General features: G+C 72.8%; 18 protein-coding genes. 9 read left to right on the forward strand and 9 right to left on the reverse strand.

The window, feature by feature from the left end:
- Positions 1–37: 37 nt before the first annotated feature.
- On the reverse strand, positions 38–748 hold the full coding sequence (locus ACFWTE_RS02555; RefSeq protein ID WP_378777209.1) for a septal ring lytic transglycosylase RlpA family protein: 711 nt from the start codon (positions 746–748) through the stop codon (positions 38–40).
- A gap of 193 nt (positions 749–941) precedes the next feature.
- The gene (locus ACFWTE_RS02560) at positions 942–2,096 is read right to left on the reverse strand and encodes a dual specificity protein phosphatase family protein (protein ID WP_378777212.1); all 1,155 of its coding nucleotides are present in this window, start codon (positions 2,094–2,096) and stop codon (positions 942–944) included.
- A 231-nt stretch (positions 2,097–2,327) separates the two neighbouring features.
- Between ACFWTE_RS02560 and ACFWTE_RS02565 the strand changes: the two genes are divergently transcribed.
- Positions 2,328–2,624 (forward strand): NAD-dependent epimerase/dehydratase family protein, encoded by a 297-nt coding sequence (locus ACFWTE_RS02565; RefSeq protein ID WP_378777214.1) that lies wholly within the window; start codon positions 2,328–2,330, stop codon positions 2,622–2,624.
- An 80-nt stretch (positions 2,625–2,704) separates the two neighbouring features.
- On the opposite strand, the gene ACFWTE_RS02570 is transcribed toward ACFWTE_RS02565, so the two are convergent.
- From ACFWTE_RS02570 to nirB, 4 genes are all read right to left on the reverse strand, one after another.
- On the reverse strand, positions 2,705–3,397 hold the full coding sequence (locus tag ACFWTE_RS02570; RefSeq protein ID WP_378777216.1) for a sirohydrochlorin chelatase: 693 nt from the start codon (positions 3,395–3,397) through the stop codon (positions 2,705–2,707).
- A gap of 49 nt (positions 3,398–3,446) precedes the next feature.
- On the reverse strand, positions 3,447–4,553 hold the full coding sequence (locus tag ACFWTE_RS02575; RefSeq protein WP_378777269.1) for a uroporphyrinogen-III synthase: 1,107 nt from the start codon (positions 4,551–4,553) through the stop codon (positions 3,447–3,449).
- An 83-nt stretch (positions 4,554–4,636) separates the two neighbouring features.
- Positions 4,637–5,011 carry a nitrite reductase small subunit NirD gene (gene nirD / locus ACFWTE_RS02580; protein ID WP_378777218.1) on the reverse strand — a complete coding sequence of 125 codons (375 nt, stop codon included), beginning with the start codon at positions 5,009–5,011 and terminating at the stop codon, positions 4,637–4,639.
- Positions 5,008–7,518: a nitrite reductase large subunit NirB gene (gene nirB, locus ACFWTE_RS02585; RefSeq protein ID WP_378777220.1), complete on the reverse strand. Its 2,511-nt coding sequence runs from the start codon at positions 7,516–7,518 to the stop codon at positions 5,008–5,010. The genes nirD and nirB overlap by 4 nt, the downstream gene beginning before the upstream one ends.
- Before the next feature lie 259 nt (positions 7,519–7,777).
- Here nirB and ACFWTE_RS02590 point away from each other — a divergent pair, with 259 nt between their 5' ends.
- The gene (locus ACFWTE_RS02590) at positions 7,778–8,674 is read left to right on the forward strand and encodes an ADP-ribosylglycohydrolase family protein (protein WP_378777222.1); all 897 of its coding nucleotides are present in this window, start codon (positions 7,778–7,780) and stop codon (positions 8,672–8,674) included.
- Between the two features lie 21 nt (positions 8,675–8,695).
- Here the strand turns inward: ACFWTE_RS02590 and ACFWTE_RS02595 are convergent, their stop codons facing one another.
- Entirely contained in the window at positions 8,696–9,460 is a 765-nt protein-coding gene (locus ACFWTE_RS02595; protein WP_378777224.1) for a hypothetical protein, read from the reverse strand.
- An 88-nt stretch (positions 9,461–9,548) separates the two neighbouring features.
- Complete coding sequence (locus tag ACFWTE_RS02600) at positions 9,549–9,950, reverse strand: winged helix-turn-helix transcriptional regulator (RefSeq protein ID WP_378777226.1); 402 nt, start codon at positions 9,948–9,950, stop codon at positions 9,549–9,551.
- 85 nt (positions 9,951–10,035) lie between these two features.
- Here ACFWTE_RS02600 and ACFWTE_RS02605 point away from each other — a divergent pair, with 85 nt between their 5' ends.
- The 4 genes from ACFWTE_RS02605 to ACFWTE_RS02620 all read left to right on the forward strand — a co-directional run bounded on the left by ACFWTE_RS02605 (position 10,036) and on the right by ACFWTE_RS02620 (position 13,430).
- Positions 10,036–10,197: a hypothetical protein gene (locus ACFWTE_RS02605; protein WP_378777228.1), complete on the forward strand. Its 162-nt coding sequence runs from the start codon at positions 10,036–10,038 to the stop codon at positions 10,195–10,197.
- A 15-nt stretch (positions 10,198–10,212) separates the two neighbouring features.
- Complete coding sequence (locus ACFWTE_RS02610; protein ID WP_378777230.1) at positions 10,213–10,854, forward strand: DsbA family oxidoreductase; 642 nt, start codon at positions 10,213–10,215, stop codon at positions 10,852–10,854.
- Between the two features lie 140 nt (positions 10,855–10,994).
- Positions 10,995–12,125 carry a hypothetical protein gene (locus ACFWTE_RS02615; RefSeq protein ID WP_378777232.1) on the forward strand — a complete coding sequence of 377 codons (1,131 nt, stop codon included), beginning with the start codon at positions 10,995–10,997 and terminating at the stop codon, positions 12,123–12,125.
- Between the two features lie 138 nt (positions 12,126–12,263).
- Positions 12,264–13,430: a PP2C family protein-serine/threonine phosphatase gene (locus ACFWTE_RS02620; RefSeq protein WP_378777234.1), complete on the forward strand. Its 1,167-nt coding sequence runs from the start codon at positions 12,264–12,266 to the stop codon at positions 13,428–13,430.
- 39 nt (positions 13,431–13,469) lie between these two features.
- On the opposite strand, the gene ACFWTE_RS02625 is transcribed toward ACFWTE_RS02620, so the two are convergent.
- Positions 13,470–14,309: a class I SAM-dependent methyltransferase gene (locus ACFWTE_RS02625; RefSeq protein ID WP_378777236.1), complete on the reverse strand. Its 840-nt coding sequence runs from the start codon at positions 14,307–14,309 to the stop codon at positions 13,470–13,472.
- A 312-nt stretch (positions 14,310–14,621) separates the two neighbouring features.
- Between ACFWTE_RS02625 and ACFWTE_RS02630 the strand changes: the two genes are divergently transcribed.
- The 3 genes from ACFWTE_RS02630 (at position 14,622) to ACFWTE_RS02640 (ending at position 16,185) form a co-directional block, all read left to right on the forward strand.
- Complete coding sequence (locus tag ACFWTE_RS02630; RefSeq protein ID WP_378777238.1) at positions 14,622–15,062, forward strand: VOC family protein; 441 nt, start codon at positions 14,622–14,624, stop codon at positions 15,060–15,062.
- A 218-nt stretch (positions 15,063–15,280) separates the two neighbouring features.
- Positions 15,281–15,769, forward strand: coding sequence for a DUF1772 domain-containing protein (locus tag ACFWTE_RS02635; RefSeq protein ID WP_378777240.1), 489 nt, complete (start codon positions 15,281–15,283; stop codon positions 15,767–15,769).
- A 122-nt stretch (positions 15,770–15,891) separates the two neighbouring features.
- A complete protein-coding gene (locus tag ACFWTE_RS02640; protein ID WP_378777242.1) occupies positions 15,892–16,185 on the forward strand; it encodes an HU family DNA-binding protein in 294 nt (97 codons plus the stop codon).
- Positions 16,186–16,275 lie beyond the last annotated feature (90 nt).

Below are 16,275 nucleotides of genomic sequence, written 5' to 3' on the forward strand. Positions count from 1 at the left end.
CGGGGCACACGGGGTCTGCGCGGGCTCAGGTCGTGGGTTAGCCGACGACCTGCCACTCGACCTGGCCGACGCCGGCTCCGGTGCCGATGATCTGGTCGAACGCGGCCGTGGACAGGTCCAGGCAGCGCCCGTCGATGTAGGGGCCGCGGTCGTTGATGCGCACGGTGACGGACTTGCCGTTGCTGGGGTTGGTGACCTGCACCTGGGTGTCGAAGGGCAGGGTCTTGTGCGCTGCGGTCATGGCGCTGGGGTCGAAGGACTCGCCGTTGGCGGTGGAGTTGCCGGCCAGGTCGGCGCCGTAGAAGGACGCCTGGCAGGTGCCGCCGTCGCCGCCGGCCTGCTCTTGCCCGGTCTCGGACTCGGGCGCGGGCTCCTCCTCGTCCTCCTCCTCGGGTTCTTCGAGGACGTCGGAGGCCTCGGAGCTGGTGCTCTGGGTGGCGGAGCTGACGGCGTTCTCGGCCTGCTGGAGGGTGTCCTGCCCCGCCTGGGGGGTGGCGTCGTCGGCGACCAGGGGGTCGGGGTCGGCGTCGGGGACCCCCGCGGCGTTGGTGGCCGTGTCGGGGTCGGCGCCGGAGGCGATGACGGCGGCGGTGGCGGTTCCTGCCACGAGCAGGGTCAGACCTGTGGCCGAGGCCAGGATCAGGGTGCGCTTGCGGCGGCTGCGCTTGGCGGCGACGCGGGGGCCGACGGCGGGTGCGTCGGTGTGGTCGTCTTCGACCGGTGGGGTCTGGGGCTCGTGTTTGCCCACAACGAAGTCCTTCGAACGGGAACAGGGCGTGGCGGACCGCTCCTGGGCGGGGGGTGCGACGCCCCGAAGGGGTGCGGGAGGGCGTGGCACGGGCGGAGCCGGGACCACCGGTGGTGGTGCACGGGGTCTGGGCGCAGAGCTTAGGGGTAACGCGAGCGTAACGGTACCGGAAAGTGTGGGTTTGTGGAACTTGTCACCCGGTGATGTGGGGTTCGGGCAGGTCGGGGCGTCGCGGGGGGACGCCGTCGGGGAAGAGGCGGCGGGCCGGGTCGGGCAGGTGTACTCCGCTGAGCTGGGCGACGGCCTGGGCCAGGGCGGGGTTGTCCAGGTGCCCGCCGACGGTGCCGATCATGGTGGCCAGGGTGGGCAGGGGCGGGGCGCCCAGGGCGGCCACGGCGTAGCGTGCGGCCACGGCGGGGGTGCGGGAGGCGCCCGCCCAGCAGTGCAGGAGGACGCGTTTGCCCTCGGCGCGCAGTGCGGCCACGGCCGCGGCGGCCTCGTCCAGGGTGAAGTGCACGTTGGCGTTGGCGGTGGGGCGGTCGTGCATCCACACCCGTACCCAGTCGGAGGCGGGCAGGTGGGGGGCGTCCTGGGGGTGGGTGCGGCACAGCGAGACGACGGCGTCCACGCTCTCGGGGTGGTGGCGCAGGTGGTCGAGGTTGCCGAGCAGGACCTGCGGGTCCATGGGGTGGGGGACGGCGAAGGGCGGCAGGCGGCGGGGTTGCTCGACCAGGACGGGGTGCTCGGGCCAGGCGGTGGGGTGGGTGCCGCGCACGGCGGTCAGCGCCGCGGTCGTCAGGGCGTGGGGGTCCAGGGTCTCGGACATGCGGCGCAGGGCGTGCAGGGGGACGGCCGAGGCGCCCCACAGGGCCCCGGCCAGGGCGCCGGTGTACATGGCGGCCCCGTCTCCGGCGGTGGTGTACGCGGACCAGACGGCGTCGACCAGGTGGGCACAGGCGAAGGAGCCCCGTGCGGGGTCGTGGGCGGGGCGCGGTGTGCGGGTCAGGGCCCGCCAGGAGGCGCCCAGGGGGTCGTCGGTGGTGGTGTGCTCCAGGTCGGGAGCCCTGCCGGGCGGGGTCCCGGTGCGGGCGGTACTGCGCAGGACCTGGACCCAGGCCTGTTCGGTGGGGTCCTGGGGCGGGTCGGGGATGCGCGCGGTGGCGGTCAGCCCGCTCAGGGCGGACCGCACCAGCAGGGGCAGCCGGGCGGAGGAGTCGGTGAATCCGCGGGTCAGGTCGGTGGGGGCTCCGATCAGGGCGGCGGCCACGGGCGCGCCGAGCATCGCGCCGATGGACCTGTCGGCTGCGGGGTCGTGGAAGTCGGGTGCGGTGGCGGGTACTGCGGGCATGGCCGTCCTCGTGGGCGCGGTGGGATGGTGCTGGGTGGTGTCCCAGAGGTGGTCTTCCCGTGCGGGCCCGGTGTTGCGCGCGTGTTGCCGGTTGTGGCCATCGGCGGTTCGGCCGGCCCCGCCCCAGGAGCGCGGCGCCCCCGGCGGCCGTGTCGAGCGCAGCGGGATGGCGGTGGATCGAGCACCAACCTGTCGGTGTTCTTCCTCCGGCGGGCTGTAGCGTGACCGTTCATGGCGGTCCTTGTCATCGGTGGTAGCGGGTTTCTCGGCCGCGAGGCCGTCCGGCAGTCGTTGGCCACAGGCCATCGGGTGGCCGCCACGTATAGGACACGACGGGCCGACACGGCCGGGGCAGCCTGGTCCGCTGTGGATATCCGGGACCGCCGCCAGGTCGCCGAACTGGTGACCGCCGTGCAGCCGGACGTGGTCATCAACGCCGCGTTCCGGCAGACCGCGGCCGGTGCAGTGGGACTGCTGGCCGTGGTGGCCTGGTCCTCGCTGGGGAGCACTGAGCACAGGGCCCCTTAGGGGGTAGGCAGGCGCCCTGTCCCCGTGCTCGGGTCCGACAACCACAGCACGGAGACGGGCCCCGCCCGCGCGGGACCCGTTCAGGCGGGTTGGAGCAGAGCGGCGCGGCGGTAGCGGTCCGCCACGGCGTGGGCCACACCCGGGTCGGGGCACAGCGGTCGGGCCACCGCGTCGGCGCCCGCGTGGGCGAGCCGGTCGTGGAACAGCCCCGGTGCGAGCAGCCAGCTGGCCACGACGACGCGTCGGTGGCCCCGGGCGCGCAGGTGGGCGACCTGGTCGGCGACGGTGGGGCTGCCGGTGGCGATGAACCCGGTCGTGACGGGTACGCCCAGGCGCCGGGCCAGCAGGGCGGTGGTGTGGGCCAGTTCGGCGCCCGCGTGGGGGTCGGAGGTGCCGGCGCAGGCCAGTACCACGGCGTCGCCGGGCCGGTAGCCGGCCTGGGTCAGGCGGCGCACGGCGGTGTCCAGCACGGCGGGGTGGGCGCCCAGGGCCGGGGTGATGACGGCGTCGGCGCGGCCGGCCCGGGCGAGCTGGGCGGGGATGTCGGTGCGCACGTGGTAGCCCGAGGCCAGGAAGGCGGGCACGACCACCAGGGGGCCGGGGGTGGTGGCCGCGACGTCGCCGACGGTGGGGGTGAGCACGTCGGCGAAGGCCAGCCGTGTGGGTTGCCCGGTCAGTTCCCCTACGCGCAGGGCCAGGGAGTGGGCCACGGCGGTGCCGTGGGGGTTGCGGGTGCCGTGAACGGCCAGCAGCAGCGTCGGTTGTGTGTGCATGGCTCTCAGGTGTGGGTGGTGGTGCGGGTGGGCCGGGAGTGGGGGCGGGTCAGGGCTGCGGTGCGCACTCGGAGGTGTCCATGGCCAGGCGGTAGCCGCGTTTGACGACCGTCTGGATGATCCTGGCGTCGCCCAGGGCGCTGCGCAGGCGTGCGACCGCCGTCTCCACGGCGTGCGCGTCGGCGTCCTCGCCCAGGCAGGTCAGCAGGCGGGTGCGGTCCAGGACCTGGCCGGGGCGGCGGGCGAGTTCGCGCACCAGGCGCATCAGGGTGGGTGAGAGGGTGTGCACGGTGCCGTCGACCAGGACGGCGTGGCCGCGCAGGCGTAGCCGGTGTCCGGCCACGCCCAGGGTGGGAAAGCGTGCGGGCAGTTCCTCGGTGAGGGTGCGCACCTGGGCGCCGATGCGGGCGCGTTCGGGCCACACGGTGGGGATGTCGTGGGCCATGAGGGGGCGGGCGGTGACCGGCCCCACGCACATGGCCAGGACGTCGCCGCGCAGGGCCTGGACCAGGGCGCTGGTGCGGCCGGTGGTGTGGGCTCGGGCCAGGAGCCCGGCGGCGGCGGGGGCGCTGGTGAAGGTGACGGCGTCCACTCCCCCGTCGGTGACTGCGTCGATGAGCCGGTCCAGGGGTGCGACGTTCTCGGGTTGGGTCCACCGGTAGACGGGGACCTCGACGACGTCGGCGCCGGCCAGGCGCAGGGCGGCGGTGAAGTCGGGCAGGGGTTCGCCGTGGAGTTGGATGGCCACGCGCAGGCCGCTGACGCCCTGTTCGAGGAGGTAGTCCAGGACCTCGGCGGAGGACTCCGAGGGCGGTGACCACTCCTCGGTGAGTCCGGCGGCGCGGATGGCGCCCTTGGCCTTGGGTCCGCGGGCCAGGAGGCGGGAGGCGCGCATGCTGGCCAGGAGGTGGTCGGCGGTGCCCCAGGTCTCGCAGGCCTCGACCCAGCCGCGGAAGCCGATGCCGGTGGTGGCGATGACGACGTCGGCGGGGCGCCGGGCGAGTTCGTCGGAGACCGAGGCCAGGCGTTGGTCGTCGCTGAGGGGGACGATGCGCAGGGCGGGTGCGGCGATGACCTGGGCGCCCTTGCGCTGGAGCAGGGCGCTGAGTTCGTCGGCGCGGCGGGCGGCGGTGACGGCCACCGTGAACCCGGCCAGGGGGGCTGTGGTCGCGGGCGTGCCTGTGCCGGGCCGGGGGTGGGCGGCGGGCGCGGTGGGGGGTGGCGGTGACGCGGAGGTGCTCACGGTGACTCCTCTTGGGCGCGGGTGCTGATCTGGACGGTGGTGCCGGTGTCGCGGACGGCCCAGGTGCCAAGGCGCACCTGGGGGGTGTCCAGGCTCTGTCCGGTCCGCAGGGAGAACACATTCTTGAGCATGGGCGAGGCGATCGTGGGTTCGCCACGGCGGTCGCCGACGATACCGCGGGACAGGACCGCGGCCCCGGTGAAGGGGTCGATGTTGTCGACGGCGAAGAGCTGGTTGTCGCGGGTGCGGAAGAGGGCGGCCTGGCGGCCGTCGGGGAGCAGGACGGCCACGCCGTCGTCGGTGCCCAGGCGGTGGGCGGGGCAGGCGTCGATCCACAGTGCGGGCGGGGCGTGGGTGGTGGTGGCGGTCATCGGGTGGCCTCCTGGGGGCGGGGAGCGGGCATGCCGAGGTCGAGGGGGGCACCCGGGACGGGTTGGTCGCGGGTGGTGGTGAAGCTGATGGTGGGGTCGGGTGTGTCGGGTGCGTTGGCGAAGGACTCGAAGCGGGCGAGTTTGGCCGGGTCGGACAGGACGGCGGCCCACTCGTCGGTGTAGGCGTGCACGTGGTCCTCCATGGCGGTTTCGAGTTCCTGGGCGATGCCCAGGGTGTCGTGGACCACGACGTCGCGCACGTGGTCCAGGCCTCCGTCCATGGACTCGATCCAGGGTGCGGTGCGCTGGAGGCGGTCGGCGGTGCGGATGTAGAACATCAGGAACCGGTCGATGTAGCGGATGAGGGTCTGCTCGTCCAGGTCTGAGGCCAGGAGTTCGGCGTGGCGGGGTGTGAAGCCGCCGTTGCCGCCCACGTACAGGTTCCAGCCCTGGTCGGTGGCGATGATCCCGAAGTCCTTGCTGCGGGCCTCGGCGCACTCGCGGGCGCATCCGGAGACGGCGGACTTGAGTTTGTGGGGTGAGCGCAGGCCCCGGTAGCGCTCCTCCAGGCGGATGGCCAGGCCCACCGAGTCCTGGACGCCGTAGCGGCACCAGGTGGTGCCCACGCACGACTTGACGGTGCGCAGGGACTTGCCGTAGGCGTGCCCGGACTCGAATCCGGCCTCGACCAGGCGGGTCCAGATGGCGGGGAGCTGTTCGAGGCGGGCGCCGAACAGGTCGATGCGCTGGCCGCCGGTGATCTTGGTGTAGAGCTGGAAGTCGCGGGCGACCTCGCCGATGACGATGAGCTTGTCGGGGGTGATCTCGCCGCCGGGGATGCGGGGCACCACCGAGTAGGTGCCGTTGCGCTGCATGTTGGCGAGGTAGCGGTCGTTGGTGTCCTGGAGTGTGGCCTGTTCGCCTTCGAGGATGTGCCCGCCTCCCAGGGAGGCCAGGATCGAGGCGACGGCGGGTTTGCAGATGTCGCAGCCCTGGCCGGTGCCGTGGTTCTCGATGAGGGCGGAGAACGTGGTGGTGCCGGTGGCGCGCACGATCTGCAGGAGTTCGGCGCGGGACTGGGTGAAGTGCTCGCACAGGGCCTTGGACTGTTCGATGCCGGCCTGGGCGAGGATCTGCTTGAGCATGGGCACGCACGACCCGCAGCTGGTGCCCGCCCGTGTGCACGCCTTGAGGTCGGCGACGTCGCAGGCGCCCTCGGTGTGGATGGCTTCGGTCAGGTCGCCCTTGGTGACGGCGTTGCAGGAGCAGATCTGCGCCGAGTCGGGGAGGGCGTCGGCGCCCAGGGCGGCGCCGCCCTCGGGGGTGATGAGGGTGAGCGGGTCGCCGGGCAGGGGCGAGCCGATCAGGGGGCGCAGGGTGGCGTAGGCGGTGGCGTCGCCGACGAGGATGCCGCCGAGGAGGGTGGTGGCGTCGTCGGACAGGACGAGTCTGGCGTAGCGGCCGCCGGCGGCGTCGTTGACGACCACGTCCAGGCAGTCGGTGGTGCGGCCGTGGGCGTCGCCGAAGCTGGCCACGTCCACGCCCAGGAGTTTGAGTTTGGTGGAGGTGTCGGCGCCGGTGAAGGTGGCCTGGCCGCCGAGGAGGCGGTCGGCGACGACCTCGGCCATGGCGTTGCCGGGGGCGATGAGCCCGTAGACGGTGCCGCGGTGGGCGGCGGCCTCGCCGATGGCGTGGATGCGGGTGTCGGAGGTGGTGCAGGTGTCGTCGATGACGATGCCGCCGCGTTCGCCGACCTGTAGGCCGGCGGCGCGGGCCAGGTCGTCGCGGGGTCGGATGCCCACCGAGAACACGACCAGGTCGGCGTCCAGGCGGGTGCCGTCGCCGAGCAGGAGGCCGCTGACGCGGCCGCCCTGTCCCGCTTCGACGGCGGTGGAGGCCGATCCGGTGTGGATGTGCACGCCCAGGTCGGTGACGAGGTTGCGGAGCAGGCCGCCTGCGCCCTCGTCGATCTGGGCGGGCATCAGGTGGGGGGCGAGTTCGACGACGTGGGCTTCCACACCCAGCAGCCGCAGGGCGTTGGCGGCCTCCAGGCCGAGCAGGCCTCCGCCGATGACCACGCCGGTGCGTGCGCCTTGGGCGGAGGCGGTGATGGCGTCCAGGTCCTCGATGGTGCGGTAGACGTGGCAGCCGGGCAGGTCGTGGCCGGGGATGGGTGGCACGAAGGGGGTGGAGCCGGTGGCCAGGACCAGCCGGTCGTAGTCCAGGGTGCGTCCGGAGGCGGTGGTGACGGTGCGGGCGGCCGTGTCCAGGGTGGTGGCGCGTTCGTTGACGTGGACGTCCACGTGGGGGCCGCGCAGGTCGCCCAGGGACAGGTCTTGGGCGCTGGCGCCGTCGAAGTAGGAGGAGAGTGCGACGCGGTCGTAGGCGGTGCGGGGCTCCTCGCCCACGACGGTGACGTGCCAGCGGTGGGCGCTGTCGCGGTCCCGCAGGGCTTCGACGAGTCGGTGGCCGACCATGCCGTTGCCGATGACGACGAGTTCTTCCATGGTGGGCGGCTCCTCCTGGTGCGGGGTCGGACGGTTCTCAGGCAACCCGCAGGGTGTTACCCGCGCATCAGCCTTGTGTGTCGCCGTTGTTTCGATGTGCTGTCACCCCAGGTGGGGGCTGCGTGATTCGTGTGCGGGGGCGGCGTAGGGCCAGTCCGGGGCGGGTGCGGGCGGTGTGCGGGGGCGGGTGGGTGTTGGGTCACACCGGGCGGGTGCGGGGCGTGGACAGCGGGTGCGGAGTCGGCCAGGATGGTCGGCGATGCACACGAGCACCGACCCGCGCCGGGCGCGCGCCCTGTCCTGCCTGTCCGCTCTGTCCGTGGGCGATGCCTTCGGTTCCCAGTTCTTCGTCCCCGGGAACCGGGCCTGCCTGGAGGGGCGGGTGCTGCCTCCTGGTCCCTGGCGGTGGACGGACGACACCGAGATGGCGGCGTCGGTGCACGCCGAGGTGGTCAGGGGCGGGGTGGTGGAGCCCGATCGCCTGGTCGCCTCCTTCGCGCGCCAGCACGATGCCGACCGGGGGTACGGTCCGGCGACGGGGCGTCTGCTGGGCCTGGTGCGTGAGGGCGGTGACTGGCGGGAGTTGGCGTCGGGGCTGTTCGAGGGGGCGGGTTCGTTCGGTAACGGTGCGGCGATGAGGGTGGCGCCGTTGGGTGCCTGGTTCGCGCACGACCCGGCCGCGGCGGCCGAGCAGGCGGCGGTGAGCGCGCGCGTCACCCACACCCATCCCGAGGCGGTGGAGGGCGCTGTGGCGGTGGCGGTGGCCGCGGCCCTGGTGGCGGGTGGTGGGCCGGCGGATCCTGGGCCCCTGTTGGACGGGGTGATCGCGCACCTTCCGGCGGGGCGCATGCGCGAGGCGGTGCGCGGTGCGCGTTCGCTGTTGGTCACCGGTAGGCCAGAAGGTGCGGCCCGGGTGCTGGGTAACGGTTCTGGGGCCAGTGCCCTGGACACGGTCCCCTTCACGCTGTGGGCGGCGGCCCGGTACCGGCATGGTTTCGCGTCGGCGATGTGGGCGACCGCCGCCGCGGGCGGGGACGTGGACACCACCTGCGCGATCGTGGCGGGGATCTTGGGTGCGGGTCTGCCCGGTGGTGGGGTGCCTGTTCAGTGGGCCGAGCGCACCGAGCCCCTGCCCGGGTGGGCGTTGGAGGGCTGAAGCCCGCCGTGTGGGGTGCTCTCACTGCGGTGGCGGCCCCGTCGGGGAGGGCCCGGTGCCCGTGTCCGGTGCGGGCGGTGGGGGTTGCTGTGGTCCCGGGTCCGGTGGAGCCGGTCCTTGGCCTGTCCCCTGCCGGCCCGGGGTGTGCCCTGGGGGCGGCAGGGGTGCCCCGGTGAGGATCTGCTGCCGGTGGTGGTCGCGCCCGCGCGCGGTCAGCACGATCACCGTGATGCCGGCGGCCAGGCCCAGCAGCGGTGTCAGGAACAGCAGGGTGAGTCCTGCGGCCACCTCGGCGAACCACCAGGGGCCGGATCCCATCCCGGGGGCCAGGACGTGGGTGCTGGACTCCGGTGCCAGGCAGGTCAGGGTGTGCTCGCCCTGTTCGGTGAGGTCGAAGGAGCCGACGAGCCGCCATGACTGTGCGCGGGGGCTGTCCGTCTCGTAGTCGTAGGGCGCCTCCCCCATCGTGATGTCCTCACCGGTGGGGCTGGTGACCACGCACTGGTCCTCGCCTGCGCCGGCGGGTGAGGCGTACAGCAGCCAGGTGCGGTCGGGGTGGCGTTGGGGGTCGACGGTGAAGCCGACGCTGGCGGTGCCGCGGGTGCGGGCCTCGAAGGCGGGTGGTGTGAGCGCGTGCAGGAGCAGGGCCGCGCACAGGACCAGGCCCGTGAGCAGTGACAGCGGGATGAGGGCGCCGCCCACCCAGTACCACGGGCGCCCGGGGCGCAGGACGCGGGCGTCCACTGCCGGCGGCGGGCCGCCGGGGCCGACAGGCGAGTGTGCCATGGGGTGAGTGTGGCACGTCCCTCCTGCGGGTTCGGCTGATCTTGCCGAGGTTTGGGGTCGCCTTGGCCAAGGTGGGGGTCGGGGTGGTTCAGGGGCTGTCCGGTTGTGGGTTCTGGGCGTGGTCGTGGCGTTCGCGGGCGGCGCGGATGTCCTGGCGGTGCAGGGTCGCCCAGTGGTCGAGTGCGCTCAGGGGTTCCAGGAGGGTGCGTCCCAGGTCGGTGAGGGCGTAGTCCACCCGGGGCGGGACGCTGGCGTGCGCGGTGCGGCTGACCAGGCCGTCGCGGACCAGTGCGCGCAGCGTCAGGGTGAGCATGCGCTGGCTGATGCCGTCGATGGCGCGGTGGAGTTCGCTGTAGCGGTGGGTGCGCCGTCCCAGCATGACGATGATCAGCACGCTCCACTTGTCGCCGACCCGGTCCAGGACTTCGCGGACCGGGCAGTCCTGGGGTGTGCGTTCGGTGGAGGGAACACGGGTGTGCGTCTGGGACATCGATGTGCCTTCTTGTGTCTGGGTCGGGACCATTCCATACTGACTGGTCATGTGGTTACGCACAATAAGTATGTGAGGGGTCGATGTGAGCGGGAGTAGCCCGCAGCCGGGGACCGGGCCGTGGGAGGCCGACCGGGCGCCGCGGCCGCAGGACGCCGAGGACGAGCGCCCCCTCGCCGCGGTCGCGGGTCTGGTGTTGCTGGGAGTCGAGGACGCGCCGACGTGCTCGGACGGAACGTGTTGGTGAGTGAGGGGATGGTCCGTGCAGGTCGAGGTGTGGTCCGACATCGTGTGCCCGTGGTGCTACATCGGCAAGAGGCGCTTGGAGAGGGCGCTGGAGCAGTTCGAGTACGCCGACCGGGTCGAGGTCCTCTGGCGTAGTTTCCAGCTCGACCCCTCCTACCCGCAGGGGCGGAGCCAGCCGGTCCACGACGCCCTGGCCGCGAAGATGGGCACGACCCGGGAGCGGGTGCGCGCCATGACCGACCAGGTTCGGAGGGTGGCCGCGGACGAGGGGCTGGAGTACGACTTCGACAACGGGGTCATGGTCAACACCTTCGACGTGCACCGCCTCGTCCACCTGGCGCAGAGCCGGGGCCTGGGCGCGCAGGCGCACGAGGCGTTCATGCACGCCCAGCTCGTGCAGGCGCGGGACCTTTCCGACACCGAGACCCTGGTGGAGGTGGTCGCGCGGATCGGTGTGGACGCCGAGGAGGCCCGCCGGGTGCTCAAGGGCGAGGACTACGCCGAGCAGGTCCGCGAGGACGGTGCCGCCGCGCAGCGGCTCGGCGGGAACGGGGTGCCGTTCTTCGTGATCGACCGCGCCTTCGGTGTGTCGGGTGCCCAGCCCGTCGAGGTGTTCGTCTCGGCGTTGGAGAAGGCCTACCGGGCCGCGCAGGTCTGAGCCTGTCCGGGGGTGGGCGCCCCCAACGGGAGGGGGCTCCCTCTCACGGGGGAGCCCCCTCCCGCTCGTTGGGGAGGTGCGGGGCGGGTGGTGCGCGCCAGGGTGGGGGCATCGAGTCCGTACCACCCCAGGAGCAGACCATGGCTGCACACCCGTCCCTTTTCGACTCCGGCGCCGATCCGGGGCACGCCCGGCACGGCCGTGCCACGACGGTGCCCTGGGCCGCGCTGGCGTGGTCGGCGGCCGCGCTGGCCCTGGGCCTGGGCTGGCTGTCGGGGGTGCTGCCCCTGAGCGTGGGGGAGACCCCGGGGCTGGGCTCGTTCTTCTCCGGCCGCGGTGAGGCCCTTCCCGTGGTGCTCGCCCTGGCCCTGGGGTCGGTGGGTGCGGTGTGCTCGGTGCTGATACTGCGCGGCGGCGGGGGCCGTGCGGTGGAGGCGGGGGCCTGGGCCCTGGCCGCCCTGGCCCTGCTGGTGTTCGTGGACGGGAACCTGCTGGCCCTGCTCGGCTACACGATGATCATGCCGGTGGCGGGTTGGGTCGTTCCCGGCCTGGCCGAGATCTGGTTGCTCACGGTGGTGGAGCCCGCGAGCCTGACCGGTCTGTTCTTCACCGCGGGGGTGGCGGTCTGGGTGGTCGCGGCCCTGACGCACCGGCGGGCGGTGGCCGGTGCCTGCGTGTGGTGCGGGCGCGGCCCGCAGTGGTCGGCCGGCGCCGAGCGGGGCACCCGGGTCAGGGCGCTGCGCGCGGGCCGCATCGCGGTGGCCGTGGGGGCGGTGACCTCCCTGCTCTACCCGTCGGTGCGTATCCCGTGGCTGTTCGGGGTCCCGGTCGGGATGAGCGAGGAGGACTTCGCGGCGATCTCCGCCGACCCGTTCACGCTGGTGATCGGTGTGGGGCTGGGGGCGGCGGGGCTGGTGGGCGCGGTGCTCATGCTGGGGCTGGTCCAGGGCTGGGGCGTGCGGTTCCCGCGGTGGATGGTGGGCCTGGCCGGGCGGCGGGTTCCGGTGGCGGTGGCGGTGGTCCCCGCGACACTGGTCGCGGTGGCGCTGGTGGCGATGGGCCGCGGTGCCCTGACCGAGATTCTGCGCGGGGGGCCCGAGACGATGGTGCTGGACGCCCACGGCGTGGTGTTCGTGTCGATGGGGGTGTGGGGTCTGGCCCTGGCTGCGGCCACCGCCGCCTACGCGGTGCGCCGCCGGGCGGAGTGCGGACGGTGCGGGAGGGGCCTGCCCGAGGTGGCGCCCGGCGGCATCGGGGCCGTGGCGGGCTGAGCGGCGCACCCTGGGTGGTGGTGGGGCGGGGTCGGTGCGCCCAGCCACCACCCCAAATTGGACTTTCGGCTCGAAATATGGCAAACCGGGTAGAGGTTCGGAAGTAGTTGCCACCTCGCGAGATTCCGAGGTCATGCCATGTCGGTGAACGGGTCCAACGAGCTGATGACGTCCCTGGTGAGGGCTGGACACCTCGCCGCCTTCGAAGAGCTCCCCTCCCTTGTGGCGCACAAGGCCGCGGCCGCGGACCTCACCGAGGCCCGTATCTACCTCGCCGACCGCCAGCAGCAGGTCCTGCGCGAGGTCACGGGCCTGGGCCTGGACGCACACCAGGGCGGGGACGACCTGCAGATCGACGGGACCACTGCCGGACACGCCTATGTCATGGGGGTGACCGTGACCGCCGGGAACCGGGGCCACTACTGGGTTCCGATCCTGGACGGGGCCGAGCGGCTGGGCGTGCTCCACGTGGCCTACAAGGGCGACCCCGACCGCTCCGCGATGCGCGACCTGGCCGCGATGGTGAGCCTGCTGGTCATCGCCAAGCGCTCCAACAGCGACGCGCACGCCCGCCTGGTGAGGATCAGCCCCATGTCGGTCTCGGCGGAGATGCAGTGGACCCTGATGCCCCCGGGCACCTTCGCCGACTCCCGGGTGACCATCTCCGCCGCCACCGAGCCCGCCTACGACAACGCCGGGGACTCCTTCGACTACGCCCTGGCCGGGGAGATCGCCCACCTGGCCATGTTCGACGCCATGGGCCACGACACCGCCGCCGGGCTGATCGCCAACCTCGCGGTGGGCTCCTTTCGCAACGAGCGCCGGCGCGGTGTCCCGCTGGAGGAGATCCCCCGGGGCGTGGAGGGCACCCTGATCCAGGAGTTCGTCCGCACCCGGTTCGCCACCGCCATCCTGGCGGAGCTGAACCTGAGCACCGGCGAGCTGAGCTGGGTCAACTGCGGCCACCTGCCGCCCATCCTCATCCGGGGGGAGGAGATCCGCGACCTGGACTGCGTACCCTCCCACCCCCTGGGCATGGACCTGGGGCTGCCCGTGACGGTCTGTCACGAGCAGCTCGAACCCGGCGACCGCCTCCTGCTCTACACCGACGGCATCATCGAGGCCCGCGACTCCGAGGGCAAGGAGTTCGGCGTGGAGAGGTTCGTGGACTTCGTCATCCGCCACCAGGCCGACAGCATGCCCGTCCCCGAGACGCTGCGGCGCCTGGTCCACGCGGTCCTGGACTACCACCACGGCCAGTTCGGCGACGACGCCACCGTCCTGTTCTGCGAGTGGCACGGCTGAGCCCGCGCGCGGGGCGCGGTGCCCGGCCGCCGCGCGCGGTCAATCCGGGCGCCGGGCCACCACCGAGAAGTTCAAGGGGATCCTGGGGGCGCCCTCGGGAAGCCGCCACCCCTGCGCACACGCCACGAGGCCGGGGAAGGCGTGCCAGTCCATGAACGGGTGCTCCCCGAGCGCCTCGATCACCAGGCCGGCCTCCAGCAGGGCGCCGGTCACCTCCGCCAGGTCGTGGCTCCACTGGTGGTTGACGATGCGGGTGATGCCCTCCGTCGACCCGTCGGTGTAGGTGGCCGCCTCGTCGAAGGTGCGGGCGCCGCCACCGCTGAGGTAGTCGCCGCTCACCTGCCACGGCTCGAAGTCCAGCGCGCCCAGGATCGGGTGGTCGTCCCGGACCATGAACACCCCTCCCGGCTCCAGCAGGTCGTGGACCGACCGGGCCCACGAGCCCAGCTCGGGAAGCCACACGATGGCGCCCGCGCTGGTGACGACCACATCGAACCGGCGGTCGAGGGCCTGCGAGGCGGTGCGCGCGTCACCCTCCACCCACGTGAGCTGCGCGCCCTCGGCGGCGGCGATGCGCCTGGCGTGGTCCAGCGAGTTCGCCGACAGGTCCAGGCCGTGCACGTCCACGGCGCCCAGCCGGGCCCAGCACACGGTGTCGGTGCCGATGTGGCACTGCAGGTGCAGCAGCGACCTACCCGCCACCGTCCCCCCGCTCAGGTGCGGTGCCAGGACCGCGAGGTCGTTGAGGACCACACCGGAGATGCGGGAGGGGTCGGCGAGCAGTCCGTCGACGTCGTACATCGCGGACCGCGCGTGGACGTCGGCCCGCTGGTCCCAGTTGGCGCGGTTGTCGGCAACGGCCCTGTCGTGGTCGCTCATGTCCTCGGACGCCTCACTCCGTGGTTCGGGGACCGGGCGCCAGGGCGCGCACGGCTCCCGGGCATGCTCCCGGGAGCCCGCTGGTCTTGGCAACGGATTTTCCGCGCTGCCGGGGGCGGGCAGGACAAGCCGCCAAGGGGCACCTGCCTGTCCGAAGGGCCCTCACCCGTCGGCGGATTCCAGGAGCCGTTGATCGAGTGATCTGTCTTCTCCGTTGCTCTCCCCGTTCCGTTGGCTGGGTGTGGTCCCTGGGCGCGTAGCGGTTCCGGTCGGCCGCTGCTTCTTCCGCCTTGCGCCACGTAGTCTCCAGGCATGTCCGACATTCCTGCACGTTTGAGCGTGGTGACACTCGGAGCCCGGGACGTGCCCGAGCTCCGACGGTTCTACCGAGCCCTGGGATGGAAGGAGATCTCGTCCAGTAGTGACGGCTGGGCGGGTTTCCTCCTTGGCGGCGTGCTGCTTTGCCTGTATCCCATGGAGGAACTGGCCGCCGAGGCGGCGGGCGGTGCTCCCGCTCCGATCGGCTGGTCGGGGTTCACGCTCGCCTGCAACGTGGATGGTCCCCAGCAGGTGGACGCGGCGTTCGAGACCGCTGTCCGAGCCGGCGCCGCGGTCGTGGCCGAACCGGTGGACCGCCCCTGGGGAGGACGATCCGCCTATATCGCGGACCCGGAAGGCAACCGCTGGGAGATTGCCTGGGCGTCAGGAGCGAGGTTCGACGACCAGGGCTCACTGACCGCCTTCGGTGACTGAAACCTGTGCTGGAGCAAGGGCCGGCAAGCGCAGGCTCGACCATCATCGGCCGCTGGGGGCGTCAACGGTCAACAAGACGATGCGGATCGCCGGTTGGGCGAAGAACAGCATCAGGCAGGCCGCAGCCAGGGAGGGCCGGTCGGGGGGCGCGCAAACACCGGACCCGGGCGTACAATCCGCCCATAACCTCCATGACAACAGGAAAACCGGGGTGCCACATGGCGGACACGGTGTACGCGGTCGTCCCGGTGGCCGCCGCGGTACTGACGGGACTGTTCGCGGGGCTGTTCTTCGGGTTCTCGATCGCGGTGATGCCCGGCCTGGGCCGGGCCGGGGACCGCGCGATGATCGAGTCGATGCAGGGCATCAACATCGCCATCCTCAACCCGCTCTTCGCCGCGGTGTTCATCGGGGCGCCGGTGGGGGCCCTGGCCTCGGTGGTGCTCTACTCCAGCGTGGCCGAGGCTGCGGCGGCCGCCTGGTTCGGTGCGGCGCTGGCCTGCCTGGTGGCGGCGCTGGGCATCACCTTCGGGGTCAACGTGCCGCGCAACAACACCCTGGAGGAGGCCGGACCGGCCGAGCGCATCGCCGACCCGGCTGCGGTGCGCGGCTCCTTCGAGCCGGTGTGGGTGCGCTGGAACCACCTGCGCTCGCTCGCCTCGGTGGTGGCCCTGGTCTGCTCGGTCATCGCCCTGACCGTGCGCTGAGGAGGCGCTGCGGCTGCCGTCGGTGACCGGTACGCAGCGCAGGGACGTGGCGGCCGAGCCGTGTCGGGCGTGGCCACCGTCACTACGGTGCGCCCGGGCGTGTCGCCACCACCGGCCCGGCGATGCCGTGTAGAGAGGACACCATGAACAAGAGCGAACTCACCGACGCGATCGCCGCACACTCGGACATGTCGAAGGCAGCGGCAGGCAAGGCTCTGGACGCCGCTCTCGAAACGATCACCAGGGCGATGAAGGAGGGCGACGACGTCGTCCTCACCGGTTTCGGTACCTTCAGCGTCAAGGAGCGCGCCGAGCGCACGGGCAGGAACCCCCAGACGGGCGAGGCCATCAAGATCAGCGCGGCCAGGGTGCCGGGCTTCAAGGCCGGCAAGGGCCTCAAGGACGCCGTGAACTAGGGCGTGTTCCGTGGATGCTTTCGGTTGATTCGGCGCTTGCGCCGATCGCCGCGAGCGGCCTCCAGGCAATCTCTCGCAAGACGAGTAGCG

The sequence above is a fragment of the Nocardiopsis sp. NPDC058631 genome, from assembly GCF_042716955.1.
GTDB lineage: Bacteria > Actinomycetota > Actinomycetes > Streptosporangiales > Streptosporangiaceae > Nocardiopsis.

What these genes read in the sequence shown, in the direction of transcription:
- nirB (WP_378777220.1), bottom strand. Translation starts at nt 7,518, where the DNA reads ATGGAAGAACTCGTCGTCATCGGCAACGGCATGGTCGGCCACCGACTC.
- ACFWTE_RS02560 (WP_378777212.1), bottom strand. Translation starts at nt 2,096, where the DNA reads ATGCCCGCAGTACCCGCCACCGCACCCGACTTCCACGACCCCGCAGCC.
- ACFWTE_RS02570 (WP_378777216.1), bottom strand. Translation starts at nt 3,397, where the DNA reads ATGCACACACAACCGACGCTGCTGCTGGCCGTTCACGGCACCCGCAAC.
- ACFWTE_RS02600 (WP_378777226.1), bottom strand. Translation starts at nt 9,950, where the DNA reads ATGTCCCAGACGCACACCCGTGTTCCCTCCACCGAACGCACACCCCAG.
- ACFWTE_RS02595 (WP_378777224.1), bottom strand. Translation starts at nt 9,460, where the DNA reads ATGGCACACTCGCCTGTCGGCCCCGGCGGCCCGCCGCCGGCAGTGGAC.
- ACFWTE_RS02630 (WP_378777238.1), top strand. Translation starts at nt 14,622, where the DNA reads ATGTCCGACATTCCTGCACGTTTGAGCGTGGTGACACTCGGAGCCCGG.
- ACFWTE_RS02615 (WP_378777232.1), top strand. Translation starts at nt 10,995, where the DNA reads ATGGCTGCACACCCGTCCCTTTTCGACTCCGGCGCCGATCCGGGGCAC.
- ACFWTE_RS02640 (WP_378777242.1), top strand. Translation starts at nt 15,892, where the DNA reads ATGCCGTGTAGAGAGGACACCATGAACAAGAGCGAACTCACCGACGCG.
- ACFWTE_RS02590 (WP_378777222.1), top strand. Translation starts at nt 7,778, where the DNA reads ATGCACACGAGCACCGACCCGCGCCGGGCGCGCGCCCTGTCCTGCCTG.
- ACFWTE_RS02625 (WP_378777236.1), bottom strand. Translation starts at nt 14,309, where the DNA reads ATGAGCGACCACGACAGGGCCGTTGCCGACAACCGCGCCAACTGGGAC.
- ACFWTE_RS02620 (WP_378777234.1), top strand. Translation starts at nt 12,264, where the DNA reads ATGTCGGTGAACGGGTCCAACGAGCTGATGACGTCCCTGGTGAGGGCT.
- ACFWTE_RS02635 (WP_378777240.1), top strand. Translation starts at nt 15,281, where the DNA reads ATGGCGGACACGGTGTACGCGGTCGTCCCGGTGGCCGCCGCGGTACTG.
- nirD (WP_378777218.1), bottom strand. Translation starts at nt 5,011, where the DNA reads ATGACCGCCACCACCACCCACGCCCCGCCCGCACTGTGGATCGACGCC.
- ACFWTE_RS02565 (WP_378777214.1), top strand. Translation starts at nt 2,328, where the DNA reads ATGGCGGTCCTTGTCATCGGTGGTAGCGGGTTTCTCGGCCGCGAGGCC.